Raw genomic sequence first — 21,044 nt, forward strand, 5'->3', positions numbered from 1 at the left:
CGCGGGGGCGGGGCGGGGGGCCCGCCCCCCCCCGGTCGCTCTCCGACCAGCCGGGGTCGGAGAGCGGAAGGTCGCAGCAGAGCACCTCGGCCCCGTGTTCGCGCGCCCAGCGGATGGCGGCCAGCTCCGGCGAGAAGTCGGCGAACGGGTAGAACCCGAGCCGCCCGTCGCCGCCCGTCCCGGCGAGGGCGACCGGTGCGAGGGTGGCCGGATCCGCCAGGTGGACCAGCCACGGCTGGAAGTCGGCGGGCAACTCGACGCAGACCACCTCCGCTCCGGCGGCGTCGAGCAGCGCCGGAACCGCCGTCGCCAGCGCGGGGCTGTGGTGGCGCACGCCGAGCAGGTAGGGCCGCGCGGCCCCGGCCAGCGCGTCGACCGCCTCCCGGGGGTGGGGACCGGCCAGCCCCCCGGTGCCGCCCTTCCGTGGGGCCAGGTCCGAGACCTCGGAGCCCTGACCTGTCGTTCCCCGGGCATGCGCGTCCCCCGCGCCCGTGCCCTGCGCGCTCGTCTGCCGATCGCCGGTCAACGCAGGTGCTCCCGCAGGTCCCAGAGGCGGCGCCACATCGCGGAACCGTCCTCGGCGCGGCGTCGCACCGGGCCGTCCCAGTAGCCGAGCAGCCGCGCGTGGTCGGCCGGGTCGTCCTTGCGGACAACGCCAAGCAGGTGACCGGGCACCAGGTCGAGGACGTCCCCGCCGGGGAGGTAGGCCGCCGCCACCCCGAGGGAGGCCGCCACCTGCACCGCCTCGGCGGTGGACATCACGGTTCCCGGCCGTTCCACGTCCCAGCCCTCGGCCGAGCGGCCGGAGCGCAGGTCCCGGAAGACGGTGACCAGGGCGTCCAGCACGGCGTCGTCGACGCCGAAGGCCGCGCCGGCCCGTCGCACCACGGCGGTGGCCTGTCCGCGCACCAGGGCGGCCTCGGCGGCGGGATCGGCGATGGGGGCGACCGTCTCGAAGTTGAACCGGCGCTTGAGCGCCGCCGACATCTCCGAGACCCCCCGGTCGCGCAGGTTGGCCGTGGCGATCACGGTGAAGCCCGGGGCCGCCGGCGTCAGCGCGTCGGGCGTGCCGGCGAGTTCGGGCACGCTGAGGCGACGGTCGGACAGGATCGACACCAGGGCGTCCTGCACCTCCGGCAGGCAGCGGGTGATCTCCTCGATCCGGGCGACCCGCCCGGATCGCATGGCGGACAGCACCGGGGAGTCGACCAGCGCCTGGCGGCTCGGCCCCTGGGCCAGGAGCAGGGCGTAGTTCCAGCCGTAGCGGAAGGCGTCCTCGGTGGTGCCCGCGGTGCCCTGCACGGTGAGCGCGCTCGTGCCGCAGACGGCGGCCGCGAGAAGCTCGGAGAGCATCGACTTGGCGGTGCCGGGCTCGCCGACCAGCAGCAGGCCGCGCTCACCGGCGAGGGTCACCACGCAGCGTTCCACCAGGGAGCGCTCGCCGACGAACTTGGGAGCGATGACGAGCCGGGCGGGCGAATCGGGGCCTTCGCCCACGCTCGCCGGCCGGGATCCGGGCAGTTCGAGGGTCTGTCCCTCGCTGCCGCAGACGAACGTGACGACCGCGCGCGGGGTCAGCGACCAGCCAGGGGGCCGGGGGCCGTCGTCGTGGGCGGCGAGGAAGGCGAGTTCGGCGGCGTGCCGTTCCTCGGCCGGCAGCGTCTGCCGGCCGGAAGGCGCCGGGGGGACCGTCTGTTCGGTCATGGTCATCGAGAGAGATCCTTCTGTCTGTCGTACTGCCCGGCCGGCCGGAACACGCGGGGCGAGCCCGTGCGCGGTCCGGCCGATCGGGCCGTTGAGAACCGGTGGTTCCTGGTGAGCGGGTCGTGGGGGGGGCGGAGCCCGCCCCTCCTCAGCGGCGCCTGCCGCGCCGCACGCGAAGCTCCTCGAATCGGGGGATGTCGCCGTCGCGGACCCGCTGCCATGCCCTGGCGTAGAGATCGGCGGCGGGTTCGATGGGAACGGCCACGCCGAGCGGCGCGCCCTCCGCGCCGAGCAGGTCGAACATGGGGAGCTTCCACTGTTCGAGCGGGAGGGTCGGAACCTTGAGGTCCGTCCAGGCTCCCGGCAGGAAGAGTGAGCGACCGGCTCGGGCGCGGCCGGCCTCGACCACCAGGTCGGTGGCGGCCAGCTCGGCGCGGGCCGCCTTGAACCGCGCGGGCTTCCAGCCGGTCCACCGGGTGACGTTCTTGTCCGTGGGGTCCGGCATCGCGAGCAGCGCCAGGTAGAGCGTGGCGGCGTCCTGGCCCAGCCCGTACCGCTCCGCGGCCTCGGAGAGCAGCGCGGGCACCGAACGGGAGGGATCCTGCGGCCACCAGGTGCCGTCGGCCGCGCGCTCCCCCGCCACGGGGTCTCCGGGGTCGGCGAGGAGCGCTTCGAAACGCGGGTCGCGGGCGGTGCGCAGTGCCGTCTCGACCGGGAACGGCTGCCCCTGGTCACCGGTCAGGGCCCGCAGGGCGGGCAGGTAGGGATCGCTCCCCGACGCGTCGAGCAGGGCGATGCGCAGGCCTGGTGCGGGCTGGTCGTCATGGGTGGCCATGATCACCGCGCCGTAGCGTTCCCAGCCCTCGGCGACCTCGGTGGGGGCTCCGGCGACCTTCCTGAATCCGGGGAGGTCGACGTAGCGGCCCAGGTCGAGCAGGAGCTCGGGGTTCGCCAGCCGGTCGGAGACCGCGGCCAGCGCCGCGGGCAGCGCGGCCCGCACGGCATCGCCCGAGGGCAGCCGGTGGGCCAGCCACGCGGCCAGCGCGACCGTGGAGACCAGCGTGGAGTCGGTGAACCCAGCGCCGGCGCCGTCGACCGGGGAGACACGGTCGCCCTTCACCCGCCAGCGCAGGTCGGTGCTGAGCTCCGGTGCCGAGGCCGGGTCGAGCAGGGCGGGCAGTGCCCGGCCGGGCTCCCATCCGGTGCGCACCGCGCGGATCGCCTCCCCGAGGAGCCACTCCGGGACGGCGGCGCGCCGTCCCACCCTGTCGTTCCACACCCGTGCGGCGGCGGCCACGTCCGGGCCGTCGGTCCACAGTGCGGCCGGGTTCGCGGGCAGCAGCGCGGCGACGACCTCGCGCCGGACGTCGTCGTCCAGCCGGTGCAGCTCGTCCTTGGCGACGGCGGCCTCAGCCGCCTTCAGGCCGAGCGCGGTCCGCACGTCGGAGGGCAGGAAGTTGCGCTGGTAGGTGTCCACGTACGGCAGCCCGGCGACGACCAGCCTGGCCGTCGTCGCGGTGACCCCGGTGAGCCGTGCGAACTCCTCGGCACCCTCCGGCCGCCAGGGCGCGGGACCGCGTCCGGCGAGTTCCCCGAGGAACTCCCCGAGCCAGCCCGCGTGCCTGACCTCGCCGACCGGGCCCAGGGAGCGCACGGTGTAGGGGTGGGGGACGTCGAAGCGACCGGCGGGGTCGTGGAAGAGTGCCGTGAAACTGCAGCCGTCGTCCTCCGGGACGGCCTCCAGGAAGGCGATGAAGGCGCCTTTCTCCAGCGGGAGCACCCCGCGCCAGTAGCTGTCGGACCACTTGTCCCGGGCACCGTCGAGCCAGCCGTGCTCCAGGTGCGCCACGAGGCGGCGCCACGAGGCGGGCTCGGCCGCGGAGGCCAGTCCGAGCTCGTCGAGCTCGAAGAGCAGCCTCCGCAGCGCCTCCGCCTGCTCGGGTTCGAACGCCGACGCCGCCCGGTAGGCGATCGCGGCCGAACGGTCGAGCAGCGGCTCCCAGCTCAGCAGGGACTGCGCGAGCGCCGGGCCGTCCAGATGGAGGCGGACGATCGGGCCTGAGGGGTCCTGCTTCTCCTGGCCGATCGTCCGGAGCTGCCGGAGGACCCCGCGAGACAGCACGCGCCGCGACCAGAAGTTGCCCGATACACCGAGGCCGTTGAGCGCCTCGATGAGCGATTGGTCATCGGGGCCGTCCGGCTCCTGCTCCGCCTGTTCGCCCGCGAGGGCACCGGCGAGCCTGGCCGACGCCGCGTCCAGGGTCGCCTGCTGGGCGGCGGCGAACGCCACCACTCCGGCGACCCCGGAGACCAGTGCGTCGTGGGTGAGCCGCGGCAGCAGTGTGCGGACCAGCTCGCGCAGTTCCTCCCGCGCGGAGCGCACGGGCGGCGGCGCCTGCCCCGGCTGGGCGGGGTTCGCGAGCCGCGCGGAGTCGCGCGCGGAGTCGAGGGAAGTCGCGGCCTTCAGCAGGGCCGCCGCCGTCTCCCTGTCGATCCCGCGCAGGGCCAGTGAGCCCTCCAGGTCACGGGCCCGCATGAGGTGCCAGTAACGCGGGGGCGGCAGCAGCACGGTGCCCTCCGCGAAGGGCCCGGGCTCCCTCTCCGTGAAGGCCGTCGTGACGACGGCGCCCTCAGGGTCGACCAGCTTGATCTCGCGGTAGTCCTCGACGAGGGCACGCGGCCGGTCGTCGCCGGGGAAGGTCACCGCGCGCGACGGTCGCCCGGGGCCGTCCTGGCCGCCGCGCAGGGTGACGGCGCGACCGGCCAGGTCCTCACCGCGTAGCGACCCGTCGGGCAGCCGGACCATCCGCCAGCCGAGCAGGCCGCCCACCGGGATGCCGGCCGGGGTCGCCTCTCCTTCGAAGGGCAGCACCCAGCCTCCGTGGAAGGTGCTGCCCGCCGGTGCCGAGCGCAGCGCGTCGGCGAGGAACCCGGGCATGCTCAGCCTGCCGTCCACCATGCCGGACGGGTCGTGCTCGCGCCAGTGCTCGACGTCGCCGTCCCATGTCCAGAACGAGGTCCCGTCCCCGATCAGCCGGCGCCTGCGGGGCACCGCGGTGTCACCCGGGTACAGCACACCGGCGCCCGTGGCCCTCCCGCCGCCGGGCAGCGGCAGGGTGATCGTGTCGGCGCCCAGCATCCACCTGTTGTCCGTCCCCTCCAGCGTCAGGATCGTGCCCGCCGAGGAGTGCCAGTATCCGCGCAGCTCGTCGCCCGCGCCGTAGGTGTGCCAGTAGACGAGGAACTCGCCGTCGACGTGGTGGAAGCCGGGATCTCCCCAGGTGCCGTCCGGGGCGGGGCGCAGGTCGTGGGTGAGCACGGTCCCTTCCGGGCCGATCACCCTGGCCTGGGAGGGACCCGAGACGATCAGGTTCGGCCAGGCGTCGGCGACCTCGATCCGGTTCAGGTTGTTCGGATCGACGAGGGCGGCGACCGCCTCGTCCCAGGCGGGCCAGCCCAGCTCGTCGAGGAGCCCGCCGCGCAGCGTCCTGGCGAGCTCGGCGGCGAGGTCGGCGCGGGCCGCCTCGGCGACCTCCTCCGCCGCGAGGGCCAGCGCCTCACCGGGCAGCCAGGTCAGCCGCCTGAACGCTTCGGGCAGCTGCGGCAGGCCGGCGGCGACCGAGCGCCGGGCGACCCCGCCCACCCAGTCGGCCAGCATCGTCCGGCCGCCGGGCGATGCCGTCAGGCGGCGCACCGCCCGCTGTCCGTCGGTGTCGTCGTAGAACCTGTCGGCCGCGCGGTGGAACGCGGGCCTGAACCGGGGGTCCGCGGCCAGCGCGAGCAGGTCGCGTCCCTCCTCCTCGCGGGCCCAGGACTCCAGCGACAGGAGCGCGTCGTCACCGGGATCGGCGGCCGGGACCTCCAGCGACAACAGCAGGTCGAGCAGGTCGGGGTCGGGTTTGAACCGGACGGCCCCGCCCGTCGCGGCGAGTTCGGCGCGCAGCCGTACCGCCATACGCTCGACCAGCGCGTAAAGGCCCGGCAGCCGCGCCCCGGACCGCCAGCCGGGATTCCAGACCCCCAGGAAACGATCGAGCCAGCCCGCTGTGCCGTCGGCGGGACGCTCGGGCTCGGGTACCTCCTCGCCTCCCACCAGACCCTCGGCGGCGCCCGACGCCTCCAGCACCTCCAGCCAGAGGGCGGGCATCTCGTCGTCGCCGTTGGCGGGCATCATGTTCAGCAGCGTCCCGCGGATCGCGGGCTCCCTCCGGGCGAGGGCCACCAGGGCTGGGCGATGCGTCTTCCACCAGCCCGTCGGCGCCCCGGAGGTGGCGGACAGGCCGAGCAGATCCGCCAGGTACGCCTGCTCCTCGGTGTCCGCGTCGCGCCCGGCGGCCCTGGCCAGGCGGCGTAGCTCGGTGGCCATCTGCGCGGACGGCGACAGTCCGGCCGCCGTGCGGCGCACGCACAACCGGTGGACCCTGCGCAGCGCCTCGTCGGCCGGCACCCGGCCCGCCAGCTCCTTCGCGTACGCCGACAGTGCCTTGACCGGCAGGGCTCCCGCGAGTGCGAACTCCAGGAACACCGCGTCGAGGCGGTCCTCGTCGACGGGCAGGCCGTGTTCGGTCTCGGCCCTGCGCGCCTGGGTGAACAGCTGCGCCGCATAGGCGGTGTTCTCCACCGAGAGGAACACCCGGCCCGCCTGTTCGAGGAACGTCGGCAGGAAGTGCGGGACGGCCCCGGCCAGCTGCGTGGCGAGCCGCTGGTAGGCGTCGAGGGCGGCCTTCGGCTTGGACTTCGCCTGCCTGCCCGCGCGGTCCAGCTCCGGCACCAGGGCGAGCGCGTGGTGGCCGTCCCGTGGGTGATGCACGAGCACCCACTCGGGGAATCCGAGCGAGCGCCGCAGGCCCACCCCGACGACGACCGGCTCGCCGTCCGGCTCCAGCCCGAGGAAGCGGGCCGCGGCATCCTCCGCGGCGCCCAGTTCCTCGGCGACCAGGCGCACCACCACCCGGTCCGCCAGCCCGGGGTGCCGGTAGGCGCGCGCGGTCAGCGGCACCGCCCGCTCGCCGCCCCCGCTCGTGCCGGACGGCAGGACCGCCCCGGCCTCCAGCAACTCCCCGGCCATGGCCGCGCCCGTGACCTCGGCCCGCTCCGGCTCCCCGGACGGCTGAATCGCCGGGGTGCCCGGCGACGACGTGGTACGGCTCACGCGTTCGTTCCCTTCTCGATGTCGCGGCCGGCGTACAGCGCCGCGGCCATGCGCATTCCCTCCGACCAGGCCACCGGGCCGACCTCCCGCGACGTCAGCCGCCTGCCCTCCCGGTCGTGCCAGGTCAGGTTGCCCGTCTCGGTCGCGCCGTCCCAGTAGGGCTCCCCGATCCAGACGGCGGCCTCGGCGCTCCGCCCCGCGTCGCGCACCACACAGGTGGCGTAGCCACCGGAAACGCGGTAGCCGAGCGAGGTCGCGCGGGCGGCGAGGCCGAACCGGGAGGCGAACCTTCCCCCGGCGAACTCCTTCACCTCCGCGGCCTTCTCCCCGGGCTTTCCCGGCTCCGCGGGATCGACCGGCCTGTCCCAGGTCGCCCGGTGGATCTGCTCGACGCGCTGGGTCACGCCCAGCTCCGCGGCGAACTCCCTCAGCTCCTCCAGATCCGGCAGCAGCACCGGATGCGGCAGGGTCACCGTCTCCGGGGACAGCCGGACGGTCTCGCCGTCCAGGTTCACGATCCGCAGCTCGCCGGAGTCCGTGACGTCCCGCAGGAAACCCACCTCGTCGTCGCCGACCACCACCAGGTCGCGCAGCACCGACCGCCACGCCTCGTCCGGCCACACCCGGGCCACCAGCTCGGTGGGAACGGGCAGGGATGACACCATCCAGGCGTCCACCCGCGCCACGCAGGCGGCCTCGTGCCGGTCGAGCCACTCGGCCAGGCGGCGCAGCCGTTCGACCTCGGGATGCTCGCGCACCTGTTTGGGCAGCGACTTCAGCCGCCGTCCCGCCGCACGGCCGGAGGTGGCCCTCGCCGCCACCCGGCCCTCCACAAGAGCGACCTCATACCCGTCGCCCGCCGCCAGCCAGCCCAAGGGATCCCGCCTCTCACCACGCACGGATTGCCGACGTTCGCGGGGATCTCCGCACCCGCGACCGTGATGCGCGGAACGCTAACGCCCCTGACCGACAAACCCGTAACCCGGCGGGCATGGTCCGGGCCAGAACGGCTCCGGCGTCGGACGGCCCATGCCGAAGACGGCCGGGCGGGGTCCGGGCCGGGTGCCGCTCATTCGCCCCGGAGGCGAGGGGCCGCGCCACGACCACGGTCTGCGCGCCACCAGGGGGTTCACCCGCTAGAGCGGCCGGAAGTTCCGCCCCCACCAGGCGTTCCAGCGAGACTCCAGATCGGCGAACGCCGCGTCGTCGAGGCCGTAGGCGGTGAGCACCATCGTCGCGGCGCCGCCCGGGTTGACGTGCGAGGGCGGGCTCTGGGCCGCGACCAGCAGGCCGTCGCCCCAGCCCTCGACGGTGAGACCGACCTGGTTGGCCGAGCGGAACCGGACCTCACCGCGCAGCGTCTCGCCGGTGGGCCCCGGCAGCTCGTACGGGCTCGCGGGGGGCAGCTCGGCCACGGCTGCGAGACCGGCGGCCTCAAGCACCGGTGTGGCCGCCGCGCCGGAGAGGAAGACGGTGCGCCGGTCGGCGCCCGGGTGCCGCTCCAAGGCGAAGGCGAGCTGGTGGACGAAGGTGATCCAGCCCTCGGTGACGTCGTCGTAGTAGGCGTCCCAGTCCGGGTCGCCACCGCGCGGGCCCCGGGTGATCCGCAGGCGCGTCCGGCCGCCGAGGTCGGTCAGCTCGAACAGGTCACCGCCCTGGACCTCCAGCCGGTGTTCGGCCGCCGACTCGACGACATCCTGGTGGTAGATGACCTCGATCTCCTTGTCGAGGCCGTCGAAGTGCCAGCCATGCCAGCGCCGGATCCGCTCGGGATCGCGCAGCGCGCCCCAAACGTCCTCGACCGGAGCGGCGATGGTGACCTCGACGAAGAACGGCTTCTCTGTCATCGAATACCTCCAGCGGGGGGAACGAACCTTGGTCACGGCGAGAGGATCAGCCACCGGTTCCTCTCGGGCCGGGGGCCGGGTGCCCGCCGACGACGAGACGGTAGGGCCGCCCTCCGGGGGCGTCGAAGCGGGCGGCGACCTGGGAGACGGCCTCGGCGAGCATGTCGGCGAAGTCGTGCACGTCGCCGGGCTCGGCGAAGCGCACCCGCGCCTCGACGGTGAACGTCAGCAGCCGGACGCCCTGCCGGTCGGCGGCGGCCGCCATGCGGGTGACCTCGCGCACGGTGCCTGCGGCCACCTCGACGAGATGCTCGGCGGCGTACCTGTCGGCGACGCGACGGAACCCCTCGTCGAACTCGGCGGTCTCGGCGACCTCGGTGGCCGGGGCGAGCACGCCGGGGTCGACGAGGAAGGCGTTGGCGGTGACGCGCATGACGCGCTCGACGAAGCCGCGCCGCGGACGCTCCTCCACCAGCTCGACCAGCCCGGCTTCCTCCAGCACCTTGATGTGATAGCCGACCCGCTGGCGTGGCAGGTCGAACTCGGCCGCGAGCTGGACCGCCGAGGCGGGCTCGCGCAGGCGGTCGAGGAGCCGGCGGCGGATCGGGGTGAGCGCCACGCGCAGGCGGTCGGGCTCGTCCATGAGCGTCATCTCGGTCGCGGACATGCCCCGATGGAACCATTAGACAAATTAATCTGTCAATTTCGGCACGGCCGACCGGCCTCGCGAAAGGACCATCCGGGCACTCGCCCGCGAGCGGCCGGGGCGACTCCCGCGAGCCCTCTCACCCGAGTCACCCGAGCCGGGACGGGAGCCCGTTCAGCCCTCCCGTACGGGACCTGCCAGCCTCAGCGTCCAGCGACGCGAGGGGTGGGCGTCGCAGTCGTACTGCAACGCCGTCACGTTGTTGTCGGTGCTCACCCCGCCCGCGATGGTCAGACACTTCCCCGTCTGCACGTTCGTCAGCATCAGGGTGTTGGCGGCCGCGGCGCTCACCGGGAGCGGAGGCCTCTCGGCATTCGCCGCGGCGCGGGCGCCGGCTGCCGCCCCGGGCCCGCCTCCGACGGCGGGCAGCGCCGCGGAGGCGAGAAATGTGATCGCCCAGGCGCACACCCTGGTCACGGTACGTCTGCGGGACATGAGGCCCTCCTCGATCTCGAACCTTTCGACCGCGAGGGGAGAACGCCCCTGACCACTGAATGATCATTTGACCTGGGCAACGCCACCATAGGCGGTCGCCGCCGGCCGGAGCCACCCGCCACGCGGGGCACCGTCCACGGGCCTTTCCCGCGGTTGACACCGCCTCGGGCGAGCCTGCCCGCCCGAACCCGGCGGATGGCTCGGCCGTCGCGCGGGCCCCTGCGGCGCTTCGTCGATGGCGAACACGCGTTCCGGGGCGGCGTCCGCTCGGTAGGTTGCCGGGGTGGCGACGATTCGACGAGACGGCGTGGAACTCGCGTACGACGAGGCGGGCTCCGGTCCCGCGGTGCTGTTCGCGCACGCGGGAATAGCCGACCGGCGGATGTGGGAGCACCAGTTCCTGGCGCTGTCGGCGCGCCACCGGGTGATCCGCTACGACTGGCGCGGGTACGGCGAGTCCGGCGACGCGGCCGGCGGGTTCGCGCACCACGAGGACCTGCTGGCGGTGCTCGACGCGCTCGGGGTGGAGCGGGCAGCCCTCGTCGGCTGCTCGATGGGGGGCGCGCACGCGCTGGACGCGGCCCTTGCCGCCCCCGGACGGGTGACCGCGCTCGCACTGGTCTGCTCGGGCCTGTCCGGGCACGCCTGGCCGGCGGAGATGCTGGAGCAGGCACGGGTACGCGTGCACAGTGCCGTGCCCGCCGACCGGCTACGGCGTTACCGCGCCGGGGAGGCGGAGACGGTCGACGCCGCGGACGTGGCGGCGATGGCGGAGGCACAGGTCCGCTGGCAGGTCGCCGGGCCGGACCGCGGCCGGGAGGATCTCGACCCCGCGGTCTGGGAGGCGGCCGTCGCGATGTGCCGCGGCGTGTTCGAACGGCTGTGGAGCGGCCCGCCCTCCGCCGAACGGCAGCTCGATCCACCGGCGAAGGGGCGGCTGGGCGAGATCGGGGTGCCCACGCTGGTGGTCAACGGACTCGCTGACGTGCCGCAGATCCAGGCCGTGTCCGGCCTGCTGGCCGACGGCATCGCGGGGGCACGCCGGCTGGACCTGCCCCGGACGGGTCACCTACCGCCACTGGAGCGGCCGACGGAGACGACCTCCGCGCTGGCGGAGTTCCTTGGCGCGCTTCATCGGCCCGCCGGACGGCCGGGCCGGGGTGACGCGCGATGACACCGGCCGTGAACGGCCACGCGCCGCGGATCTCCGCCTGGCTGCGCGCCCGCCCCGCCAGAGCGGGACGCACCCGTGTCCTGGCCGTCGAGGGGCGGTCGGGGTCGGGGAAGTCCACCCTCGCCACCGCCGTGGCCGCGGAGCCGCCCGCTTCCGTCATACGGATGGACGACCTCTACCCGGGGTGGGACGGCCTGCTGAGCGGGGTCGACGCGCTGGTCGAGTGGATCCTGCTGCCGCTGAGCCTGGACCGGCCCGCACGATGGCGACGCTACGACTGGGCGGACGGCGCGTACGCCGAGTGGCACGAGGTTCCGGCCGCCGGGACCCTGGTCGTCGACGGCACCGGCTCCGGCGCGCTGGCCGCCGCGCCGTACCTGAGCGGCCTGCTCTGGCTGGAGGCGGCCGACGAGGTACGCAAGGACCGCGCGCTGGGGCGCGACGGCGATCTCTACGCCCCGCACTGGGAGCGCTGGGCGGCCCAGGAGGAGAGTTTCCACATCCGCGACGACGTCCGTGCCCGCGCCGACCTGACGATCGTCACCGGCTGAGGCGCCGAACCGCGACCGCCCAGGAAATCCGAGACTTCCGATCCGGAAGTGCCTCTCCACCCCGGCGCACCGGGCAGGCTGGAGGGGCGCCGGGCACGCCGGTGCCGGCCCACAACGAGGAGAGCCCGTGACCACATGGATGCTGCTTGACTACGGCGAGGTCATCTCCATGCCACAGCCCGCCGGCGAGATAGCGGTCATGGCGGAGCTCGCCGGCCAGGATCTCGCGACCTTCGGTGACCGCTACTGGCGCCACCGCGACGCCTACGACCTCGGCCAGGCCCCCCACGCGTACTGGAGCGAGGTCCTCGGCCGGACGCTCGACGACGGCGATCCCCTCGTGGCCAGGCTCGACGCGGCCGACACCGCGAGCTGGTCCCACCTCAACCCCGAGACCCTGCGCGCGATCGAGGGGTTCGCCGGGCGCCACCGGCTCGCCCTGCTGTCCAACGCCCCCGAGTCGCTGGCGGCGGCCATCGACGACGCGCCGTGGTCCGCGGCGTTCACCCATCGCTTCTACAGCTGCCGGCTGGCCCTGGCCAAGCCGGATGCCGCCGTCTTCGAGCAGGTCCTGCGCCGGCTCGACGCCGTCCCCGGTGACGTCACCTTCCTCGACGACCGGGCGGTCAACGTCCGCGCCGCGGCGGCGCTCGGTATCAACGCCGTCCTCCATCCGGCGCGACCGTCCTCGTGGCACCAGGGCTGAGGTCAGGCTGAGAAGCGCGTCACCCACTCGCGGGCGCCGGGAAGGATCTCCTCCACCGGCGCCACCTGCGGGTACCAGGTGCGTTCCCATTCCAGGCAGACCCAGCCACCGAAGCCGCGCAGCAGATCGCCGCACCCGTCGAGGGGAACCCCGCCCGCCCACATCGGCACCGGAGTGGTGTCGGTCGCCGAGACCGCGTCCTTGATCTGCACGTACGCGAGGTGATCGCCCAGCGCCGCCAGGGTGTCGGCGGGCGCCTCGCCGTGGCGCCACGGGTGCAGCACGTCCCACAGCGCGCCCGCGGTCTCCGGCACACTCGCGGCGTCCAGCAGCCGCCCGACCGCGGCACCGGTCGGCATGGCGTCGTGGGTCTCCACCAGCACCCGTACCCCGGACTCGGCGCACAGGTCCGCGACCGCGCGCAGCCGCCGCGCCCCCGCCTCGAGGTCCTGCCCGCCGGGAAAGACCCGCACGGCGGGAGCGCCCAGGTCCGCGGCGAGGACCAGGTCCTCACGAAGTTCCCGTACCACGGGCTCGTCCGGGCCGGTCACGGCGATCCCGACATATCCCGCGAGGGCGGAGATCTCCAGCCGGGCCGCCCCGACGGCCGCGCGGACCTCCGCCCGCCGCGCCGGGGAGAGCCCGGCGTGGACCCCGGTATCGGGGTGGAGGCGGAGTTCGAGCCCGGCGCACCCGTACGCCACGGCCGTCTCGACGGCCCGCGCGAGGCCCTGCCCCGGCATGCCGAGCGTGCTGAACGCCAACCGCATCGAGCCCCCTTGGAAAACATTCATCGTAGACGCTAGGCCGCGTGGGCGCCTCCGTGGTCGGTGCGGGTCAGGCGGCGGCGGAAGACCCAGTAGGTCCAGCCCTGGTAGGCGAGGACCAGCGGGGTGAAGATGACGGCGACCCACGTCATCACCGTGAGCGTGTACGGGCTGGAGGCGGCGTTGTCGACGTTCAGGCTGTTGGCCGGGTCCAGCGCGGGCATCACGTCGGGCCAGAGGTTACCGAAGAGGGTGACCGTGATGGCGATGACGGCCACCGCGTTGGCGGTGAAGGCCCAGCCGTCGCGGCCGCGCAGGGTGGCGAGCAGCGCGCCCGCGATCCCGGCGGCGGCCAGCGCGGCGCTCGCCCAGGTGGCGGGCCTGCCGCCGCTGAGCTGGGTGACGGCCAAGAAGGCTCCGCCCACGACCAGCGTGACCACGGCGAGCCTCTTCGCCATGACGGCCGAGCGGGCGCGCAGGTCGCCGTCGGTGCGCAGGGTCAGGAAGAGCGCGCCGTGCAGCACGAACAACGAGAGCGTGGCCAGGCCACCCAGCAGCGCGTACGGGTTGAGCAGGGTGAGCAGCGTCCCGGTGTACTCGTGGTCGGCGTCCAGCGGGACGCCCCGGACGATGTTGGCGAAGGCCACGCCCCACAGGAAGGCGGGGAGCAGCGATCCGATGAACAGCGTGCGGTCCCAGCCTCGGGAGCTTTCGCTCTTGTTGCGGTACTCGATGGCCACGCCACGCAGGATGAGCGCGACGAGGATGAGGAACAGCGGCAGGTAGAACCCGCTGAACAGGGTCGCGTACCACTCGGGGAAGGCGGCGAACGTGGCGCCTCCGGCGACCAGCAGCCAGACCTCGTTGCCGTCCCAGACCGGCCCGATGGTGGCCAGGACGGTCCTGCGGTCGGCCTCGTCCCTGCCCAGCAGCGGCAGCAGGATACCGACGCCGAAGTCGAATCCCTCCAGGACGAAGTAGCCGGTCCACAGCACGGCGATGAGCACGAACCAGACGGTGGTGAGTTCCATGGGGGTTCCTTGGTGGGTGCCTCAGTAGGAGAGCGCGGGGGTGGTGTCTTCGGACGGCTTCTCGGTCTCGTCCTCGGGGCCGAGGCGGATGAACTTGAGGAGCAGCCGGACTTCGATCGCCGCGAGCACCGCGTAGAGAAGGGTGAAGCCGACCAGGGTGATCGCGACCTCGGTGACGTCGACGCCCGGTGAGACGGCGGCCGCGGTACGCATCAGCCCGAAGACGGTCCAGGGCTGGCGGCCCATCTCGGTGAAGATCCATCCCAGCGAGTTGGCCAGGAAGGGCAGCGCGATGCCGGCGATGGCGATCCGGTGGAACCACGGCCCGGCGGGGAGTCTGCGGCGCCGGGTGAGCCAGAGCCCGGCCAGGGCCAGCAGCGCGGCCAGCACGCCGAAGCCGATCATCAGCCGGAAGGACCAGTAGGCGAGACCGACCACCGGCCGGTAGTCACCGGGGCCGTAGATGGCCTCGTAGCGGGCCTGGATGTCGTTGATGCCCTCCACCCGGCCGTCCAGCGTGTTGGTGGACAGCAGGCTGAGCCCGTAGGGGATCTGCAGGTTGATGTGGTTTCGACCGTTTTCGACATCGCCGACGGCGAACAGCGAGAAGCCGGCGGAGGTCTCGTCCTCCCACAGCGCCTCGGCGGCGGCCATCTTCATCGGCTGCTGCTCGGTCATGATCTGCGCCTGCCAGTGCCCGGAGGCGGCCACCCCGACCGAGGCGACCAGGGTGACGGCCATGGCCACCCGCGCCGAGGTGCGGAAGAGCTCCACATGCCTCTTTCTGAGCAGCTGCCAGGCGCTCACCCCGGCGACGAACGTCCCGGCGGCGATGAACGCGCCGAACAGCACGTGCGGGAAGGTGACCAGGGTGGTGGAGTTGGTGAGCACCGCCCAGATGTCGGTGAGCTCCGCGCGGCCGGTCTGCGGGTTGAGGCGGTAGCCGACCGGGTGCTGCATCCAGGAGTTGGCGGCGAGGATGAAGTAGGCCGACAGGTTGGTGCCGATCGCGGCGATCCAGATCGTGGCCAGGTGGACCCTGGGCGACAGCCTCTCCCAACCGAAGATCCACAGTCCGAGGAAGGTGGACTCCAGGAAGAAGGCCATCAGTCCCTCCATCGCCAGCGGCGCGCCGAACACGTCACCGACGAAGCGGGAGTAGTCACTCCAGTTCATCCCGAACTGGAACTCCTGCACGATGCCGGTGACCACCCCCATCGCAAAGTTGATCAGAAACAGGCGGCCCCAGAACTTCGTCATCCGCAGATAGGTGGGATTGCCCGTACGGTGCCAGGCGGTCTGGAATCCCGCGACGAGTACCGACAGACCGATCGTCAGCGGCACGAACAGGAAGTGGTAGACCGTCGTAATCCCGAACTGCCAGCGCGACAGATCCAAGACGTCCATCAATGCTCCGTCTCACGAGTGATATCTCCGCAAGGATTCCGATTAGGGGTGTTTGCCACGTAGGGCCGCCGGGCCCTGATCGGAAGGACCTTGGTCCCGCCCCCTCGTCCCGGTATCCGGGACTTACGGCCCTCACTGTGGAAGATCACGGACGGCGGCGAGGTTTCCGCAGGTGAGGTGGTGGGTTAGGGGTATGTGGCTGCGGGGGAGGCCTCAGGTGATGCCGATCGGGGGACGCGGAGCCGGAGGAGCCCCGGACTCGCGGCGACATCGATCTTCGCAGTGGGAGAAACCCATGACCGGACGTAGATCGGCGCCGGGCGACCTTGGCCGCCGGATCGCCAGACGACGCGAGGATCTCGGCCTCAGCCGGGAGGAGCTGGCGAGGCGGGCCGGAATCGATCCCGGTTATCTCGCCTACCTGGAGGAGTCCGTGGCCTCACCGAACACCGGCACCGTGAACCGCGTGGCCACCGCCCTGGACACCAGGCCCGAGGAGCTGCTCGGCAAGTACACCGACCTGCCGCCCGGCCACGGCCGGGCAACGGGTCGCCCCGTGCTGGAGAAGCTCGACCGGGACGAGTGCCTGCGGCTCATCACCCCCGGAGGGGTGGGCAGGATCGCCTTCGAGGGGGCCGACGGTCCGGTGATCCTTCCGGTCGACTACGCCCTGCTCGGCGACTCGGTGATCTTCCGCACCGCCTTCGGCGGCCCGCTCGACGCCCCCCTGCGCACCGGGGTCCAGGGGGTCGAGTGCAAGGTCGCCTTCGAGGTCGACCGGATCGACGACGCCTGCCACGAGGGCTGGAGCGTGCTGGTGCGCGGCGGGATCCAGCACGTCTCCTCCGAGGAGGACCGGGCCACCCTGGCGGCGCTGGGCGTCCGGCCGTGGGCGGGAGGCGAGCGGGAGCCGTACGTGAAGATCACCGCCGCCGAGGTCAGCGGCCGGCGCATCCGGCGCGGCGTGTGATCCCCGCGGAGATGGACGCCTGGGTCGTCGCCCACCCGGGGCCGATCCTCTCGCGTCCCCTGCGTCGGGTCCGCGTCCCGGTCCCCTCCCCCGGGCCCGGTGAGGTGCTGGTCCGCGTCGAGGTCTGCGCGGTCTGCCGGACCGACCTGCATCTCGCCGAGGGCGACCTGCGGCCACGCCGTCCGAGGACCACACCCGGCCACGAGGCCGTGGGCCGGGTGGTGGCCGCCGGTCCCGGCGCCGGGCGGCTGTCGCCGGGCACCCGGGTGGGCGCGGCCTGGCTCCGCTCGACCTGCGGTCACTGCCGCTACTGCCTGCGGGGCTCGGAGAACCTCTGTCCCCGCTCGACCTACACCGGCTGGGACGCCGACGGCGGCTACGCCGAATACCTGACCGTTCCCGAGGACTTCGCCTACCCGCTGCCGCCGGAGGCGCCGGCGGAGAAGCTGGCACCGCTGCTGTGCGCCGGGATCATCGGCTACCGCGCGCTGCTCCGCAGTGACCTTCCTCCCGGCGGGCGCCTGGGCATCTACGGCTTCGGCGCCTCGGCGCATCTGACCGCGCAGATCGCCATCGCCCAGGGCGCGACGGTGCACGTGCTGACCCGCTCGGCCAGAGCCAGGGAACTGGCCATGACGCTGGGCGCGGCCTCGGCGGGCGACGCCGCGGACGCCCCGCCCGAGCCGCTGGACTCGGCGATCCTGTTCGCCCCGGTGGGCGAGCTGGTACCGGTCGCGCTGGCCGCGCTGGACCGGGGCGGCACCCTCGCGGTGGCGGGCATCCATCTCAGCGACATCCCGCCTCTGACCTACCAGCGCCACCTGTTCCAGGAGCGCACCCTGCGCAGCGTCACCGCCAACACCCGGGCCGACGGCCGGGCCTACCTGGAACTCGCCATGGCCCACCCGCCCCAGGTGACCACGGTGCCCTACCCCCTGGCCGAGGCCGACCGGGCCCTGGCCGACCTGGCCGCCGACCGGGTCGAGGGCGCCGCCGTCCTGACGATCTCCTCCCCCTGACCGGTTCCGGCCAAAGGAGCTCAGACCTTCCTGAGGACGCGGTGCAGGATGGCCGCCGTCCCGGCCGGCTGCTCGGCCTCGATGCCCAGGCGGTTCAAGATGTGCCAGTAACGCTCGACGTCGGCGGCCTTGTCCAGGTAGAGGGCGCCGGTGAGCTGTTCGAGGTAGACCACATCGGGCAGTTGCCCCTCGGGGAAGCGCAGGATGGTGGCGGGGCCGGTCACCGCGGCGGCGGCTCCGACGCTGAAAGGCATGACCTGGAACGTGACATGGCCGAGCTCGACGATCTCCATGAGGTGCCTGAGCTGGGCGCGCAGCACCTCGGGGCCTCCGACGGGGCGGCGCAGCGCCGCCTCGTCGACGATCGCCCAGAGCGTGGGGGGCTCTGGACGCCACAGGAGTCGCCGGCGTTCCATGCGCAGGGCGACGCGGCGCTCGATCTCGGAGGTGGAGGCATCGGCGCAGGCGGACCGGATGAGAGCACGGGCGTAGTCCTCGGTCTGCAACAACTCCGGGACGGACTGGACGTCGTAGGCGCGGATGAGGGACGCGGCCTGCTCCAGCCCGAGATAGGCGTCGAACCAGGCGGGAACCACGTCACCGTAGGCCTGCCACCAGCCGGGCCTGTTGGCCTCCGCGGCCAGGGCGAGCAGCGGGGCGCGTTCGTCGTCGTCGACGACCCCGTAGAGGGTGAGGAGATCGGCCACGTCGCGCTGCTTGAAACCGGTCCGCCCCAGCTCCAGGCGACTGATCTTGGAGTGCGACCCGCGGATCGCCTCCCCGGCCTCCTCACGTGTGATGTGACCGGCCTCGCGCAGCCGCCGCAACTGCGCGCCCACCAGCATGCGCACCACGGTGGGCCCGGCCTGCCGGTGATCCGGGCTGTGACCATCGGTCTGCGCATTTACCGCCCGAACAATGCGCAAATCTGCTCCTCTGAATCGCAGCCGCTTGATCCGTGACTCTTCAAGACTTTCACGCCGAGGTTGCTTTTCGCAGTGGGACGAGGACTCTCCGCGAGAAATTCGTACCATCTCCACACGTAATGGCAAGATCGTGGCAGCCTCGGCGATCCGGCGGGGCAGCCGGCCGGAGCGCCCGCCGGGTCCTTACGGCTCCCGGAAACCGGCCCGGCCCCGATCCGACCCCAAGGAGAACGCGTGGACGGCGAGCGACCCCCCTCCGGATCCAACGAGCTCAACCCGCATGTCGCCCACAACGCCAGAGTCTGGAACTACTGGCTGGGCGGCAAGGACCACTATTCCGCCGACCGGGAGGTCGGTGACCGTGTTTTCGCGATGTTCCCGAACATCGTCCATGTGGCCCGCGCCGACCGGGCGTTCCTGGGACGGGTGGTCCGCCACCTGACCGGCGAGGTGGGGATCCGGCAGTTCCTCGACATCGGCACCGGGCTGCCCACCGTGGACAACACCCACCAGGTGGCGCAGCGGGTGAACCCGCGGGCGCGCGTCGTGTACGTCGACAACGACCCCCTCGTACTCGTGCACGCCCGCGCGCTGCTGTCCGGCACGCCGGAGGGCGCCACCGACTACGTCGACGCCGACGCCCGCGACCCCGAGACGATACTGCGGGCCGCGGCGAAGACACTGGATTTCGGCCGTCCGGTGGCGGTCATGCTCCTGGGCATCCTGAACTTCGTCCTCGACACCGCGGAGGCCCGGTCGGTGGTGCGCCGGCTCATGGACGCCGTGCCCTCCGGCAGCCATCTGGTGCTCACCCACCCGACCCTGGAACTCGGCGGCGAGGGCAACGTCGAGGCGATGCGTTTCTGGAACGAGCACGCCAAGCCCCCGATCGTCGCCCGCAACGGCCAGGAGATCGCCGCCTTCCTCGACGGCCTGGAACTGCTCGAACCCGGCCTGGTCTCGTGCTCGCTCTGGCGTTCCGAGCTGGCCGGCGTCGGCGGCGAGCCCACCCGGATCGCCCAGTATGGCGCCGTCGGCCGCAAGCCGTAGGCCAGGCACCGCTCCCGGCTCCCCCGGAGCCTGGAACGGCGTCCGGCTCCGGGCGGAGGTGATCGCCGGCCACCCCCGTTGCTAGCATCGATCCATGCCACGCCCGCGAACCGTCAGCGACGAGGCGATCTTCGCCGCGGTCGCGGGGGTCGTCAGCCGGGTCGGTCCCGCCAGGCTCACCCTGGCGGCCGTCGCCAAGGAGGCGGGGCTCTCGCCCGCCACCCTGGTGCAGCGCTTCGGTTCCAAGCGCGCGCTGCTGCTGGGCCTTCACCAGGGCGACACCGAGGACGTCCGCCGGCGGCTGCGCGCGGCGGGCCCCCGGAACGGGATCCTTGAGACGCTGCTGGACAACCTGGCGGACCTGGCCGGGCCGGTCTCCGACCCCGTGGCCTTCTCCAACCACCTCGCCGTCCTCCACCAGGATCTCAGCGACCCCGAGTTCCACGCCCAGGCGCGGGCACACGCCCGCGCCATGCGTGAGGAGATCCACGACCTGCTCGTCAGGGCCACGGAGGCCGGCGAGCTCCTGCCCACCGACCTCGCACAGCTGGCCCGCTCCGTGCAGTCGACCTACAACGGCGCGCTGGTCACCTGGGCGATCCATCGCGAGGCGCCGCTGGAGACCTGGCTCCGCCGCGAACTCGACGCGGTTCTCGCCCCCTGGCGCGCCACCGGGAAAGCACGGGAGCGGCAGGCACCCTAGGCGGGCGGGCCCCTACGGCCCCGCCTGCCGGGGCAGCAGCCATTGAAGGCAGGACAGGCCCGGTGACCTGGCCGTCCTCTCCCATCGGCCGCCCCGAGTACGGGATCGGCGCAGGAGGCGCCTGGCAACCCGCGAAAAACGACATCCGTCTGGAACGATCCAGGATTTCACCTCCCCACGATCACCGCCAGGGCATGCGGTACGGGCACCTCAAGCACTCTCTTGTTCGCCGAAGGTTCCGATATCTTCGCAAAACAGCCGAAAAGCCGCAGTAGACACAAATGACTTTGACCTGCCACCGAGGATTGGCCATATTTGCGCAATGGTTAATCTACGCCCCCTCGCGGGAGCGATCCTCACATCCGCTTTGCTGATCGGCTACACCGCCGCCACCCCTGCGGCCGCCTCGACCGCGGAGACCGTCACGGTCTCCGTCACGGAGGCCGCGGCACGGCCGAGTAACGGAAAGATCCTCTACTCCCGCTACAGCCGCGGGCAGGGCACCCTGAAGGTCAAGAACGGCAACCGGACGGACGCCGTCATCACCCTGGTCCGCGGCAAGTCCAAGGCGCTCAGCGTCTACGTCCGCGCGCGGTCCACCGCCACCGTCAAGGTGGTCAGGGACGGCACCTACACCATCTTCTACACCTCCGGCTACAGGTTCAGCACCTCCAGCGGCAGGTTCACCCGCAACCCCTCCTACCAGCGCTTCGACGACCGGCTGAGGTTCGTCACGACCTCCACCAGCTCGACCATCTGGACCCTCACCCTCACCCCCAGCAGGGGAGGCAACGCCCGTACCCGCGGCGTCTCTCCGGGCGACTTCCCGGCCTGATCCCCCGAGGTCCCGCACGCCCGACCGCCATCGCGACGCCCGCAGCGTCACCGAAGGGCGG

Annotated in this window: 19 protein-coding genes; 8 read left to right on the forward strand and 11 right to left on the reverse strand. The window is 72.9% G+C overall.

Going from position 1 to position 21,044, the window contains the following annotated elements; translation table 11 throughout:
- The 7 genes from ABT130_RS41555 to ABT130_RS41585 form a co-directional block, all read right to left on the reverse strand.
- Positions 1-526 (reverse strand): DUF5682 family protein (locus tag ABT130_RS41555; RefSeq protein WP_350965221.1); only part of this gene is annotated, 526 nt, incomplete at its 3' end.
- A complete protein-coding gene (locus tag ABT130_RS41560) occupies positions 523-1,710 on the reverse strand; it encodes an ATP-binding protein (protein WP_350965223.1) in 1,188 nt (395 codons plus the stop codon). The genes ABT130_RS41560 and ABT130_RS41555, both read right to left, overlap by 4 nt.
- Before the next feature lie 142 nt (positions 1,711-1,852).
- Positions 1,853-6,856, reverse strand: a complete 5,004-nt coding sequence (locus ABT130_RS41565) for a DNA-binding protein (protein WP_350965225.1) — start codon at positions 6,854-6,856, stop codon at positions 1,853-1,855.
- The gene (locus ABT130_RS41570) at positions 6,853-7,731 is read right to left on the reverse strand and encodes a DUF4132 domain-containing protein (RefSeq protein ID WP_350965227.1); all 879 of its coding nucleotides are present in this window, start codon (positions 7,729-7,731) and stop codon (positions 6,853-6,855) included. The genes ABT130_RS41565 and ABT130_RS41570 overlap by 4 nt, the downstream gene beginning before the upstream one ends.
- Before the next feature lie 261 nt (positions 7,732-7,992).
- Positions 7,993-8,703 carry an SRPBCC family protein gene (locus ABT130_RS41575; protein WP_350965229.1) on the reverse strand — a complete coding sequence of 237 codons (711 nt, stop codon included), beginning with the start codon at positions 8,701-8,703 and terminating at the stop codon, positions 7,993-7,995.
- A 46-nt stretch (positions 8,704-8,749) separates the two neighbouring features.
- The gene (locus ABT130_RS41580; protein ID WP_350965231.1) at positions 8,750-9,370 is read right to left on the reverse strand and encodes a helix-turn-helix domain-containing protein; all 621 of its coding nucleotides are present in this window, start codon (positions 9,368-9,370) and stop codon (positions 8,750-8,752) included.
- Between the two features lie 153 nt (positions 9,371-9,523).
- Positions 9,524-9,844, reverse strand: coding sequence for an RICIN domain-containing protein (locus ABT130_RS41585; protein WP_350965233.1), 321 nt, complete (start codon positions 9,842-9,844; stop codon positions 9,524-9,526).
- Between the two features lie 283 nt (positions 9,845-10,127).
- Between ABT130_RS41585 and ABT130_RS41590 the strand changes: the two genes are divergently transcribed.
- The 3 genes from ABT130_RS41590 to ABT130_RS41600 all read left to right on the forward strand — a co-directional run bounded on the left by ABT130_RS41590 (position 10,128) and on the right by ABT130_RS41600 (position 12,275).
- Entirely contained in the window at positions 10,128-11,018 is an 891-nt protein-coding gene (locus tag ABT130_RS41590) for an alpha/beta fold hydrolase (protein ID WP_350965235.1), read from the forward strand.
- Entirely contained in the window at positions 11,015-11,569 is a 555-nt protein-coding gene (locus tag ABT130_RS41595; protein WP_350923799.1) for a nucleoside/nucleotide kinase family protein, read from the forward strand. Before ABT130_RS41590 ends, ABT130_RS41595 begins: the two co-directional genes overlap by 4 nt.
- A 127-nt stretch (positions 11,570-11,696) precedes the next feature.
- The gene (locus ABT130_RS41600) at positions 11,697-12,275 is read left to right on the forward strand and encodes an HAD-IA family hydrolase (protein ID WP_350965237.1); all 579 of its coding nucleotides are present in this window, start codon (positions 11,697-11,699) and stop codon (positions 12,273-12,275) included.
- 2 nt (positions 12,276-12,277) lie between these two features.
- On the opposite strand, the gene ABT130_RS41605 is transcribed toward ABT130_RS41600, so the two are convergent.
- From ABT130_RS41605 to ABT130_RS41615, 3 genes are read right to left on the reverse strand one after another with little or no spacing between them, the layout of a single operon-like run.
- On the reverse strand, positions 12,278-13,045 hold the full coding sequence (locus ABT130_RS41605) for a sugar phosphate isomerase/epimerase family protein (RefSeq protein ID WP_350965239.1): 768 nt from the start codon (positions 13,043-13,045) through the stop codon (positions 12,278-12,280).
- Positions 13,046-13,077: 32 nt separating this feature from the next.
- Positions 13,078-14,073, reverse strand: a complete 996-nt coding sequence (gene cydB / locus ABT130_RS41610; protein ID WP_350923793.1) for a cytochrome d ubiquinol oxidase subunit II — start codon at positions 14,071-14,073, stop codon at positions 13,078-13,080.
- Positions 14,074-14,094: 21 nt separating this feature from the next.
- A complete protein-coding gene (locus ABT130_RS41615) occupies positions 14,095-15,480 on the reverse strand; it encodes a cytochrome ubiquinol oxidase subunit I (RefSeq protein ID WP_350923791.1) in 1,386 nt (461 codons plus the stop codon).
- Between the two features lie 295 nt (positions 15,481-15,775).
- On the opposite strand from ABT130_RS41615, the gene ABT130_RS41620 reads away from it, so the two are divergent.
- Entirely contained in the window at positions 15,776-16,450 is a 675-nt protein-coding gene (locus tag ABT130_RS41620; RefSeq protein ID WP_350965241.1) for a pyridoxamine 5'-phosphate oxidase family protein, read from the forward strand.
- Between the two features lie 11 nt (positions 16,451-16,461).
- Complete coding sequence (locus ABT130_RS41625) at positions 16,462-17,469, forward strand: zinc-dependent alcohol dehydrogenase family protein (RefSeq protein WP_350923786.1); 1,008 nt, start codon at positions 16,462-16,464, stop codon at positions 17,467-17,469.
- A gap of 20 nt (positions 17,470-17,489) precedes the next feature.
- Here ABT130_RS41625 and ABT130_RS41630 read toward each other — a convergent pair whose 3' ends face one another.
- The gene (locus ABT130_RS41630) at positions 17,490-18,320 is read right to left on the reverse strand and encodes a Sco1979 family transcriptional regulator (RefSeq protein WP_502992245.1); all 831 of its coding nucleotides are present in this window, start codon (positions 18,318-18,320) and stop codon (positions 17,490-17,492) included.
- Positions 18,321-18,629: 309 nt separating this feature from the next.
- Here ABT130_RS41630 and ABT130_RS41635 point away from each other — a divergent pair, with 309 nt between their 5' ends.
- From ABT130_RS41635 to ABT130_RS41645, 3 genes are all read left to right on the forward strand, one after another.
- Positions 18,630-19,445, forward strand: coding sequence for an SAM-dependent methyltransferase (locus ABT130_RS41635; RefSeq protein ID WP_350965245.1), 816 nt, complete (start codon positions 18,630-18,632; stop codon positions 19,443-19,445).
- Positions 19,446-19,539: 94 nt separating this feature from the next.
- Positions 19,540-20,148: a TetR/AcrR family transcriptional regulator gene (locus ABT130_RS41640; protein WP_350923781.1), complete on the forward strand. Its 609-nt coding sequence runs from the start codon at positions 19,540-19,542 to the stop codon at positions 20,146-20,148.
- A 322-nt stretch (positions 20,149-20,470) separates the two neighbouring features.
- A complete protein-coding gene (locus ABT130_RS41645; protein WP_350965247.1) occupies positions 20,471-20,983 on the forward strand; it encodes a hypothetical protein in 513 nt (170 codons plus the stop codon).
- Positions 20,984-21,044: the final 61 nt, after the last annotated feature.

The organism is Streptosporangium sp. NPDC001681 (assembly GCF_040298085.1).
Taxonomy (GTDB): Bacteria; Actinomycetota; Actinomycetes; order Streptosporangiales; family Streptosporangiaceae; genus Streptosporangium.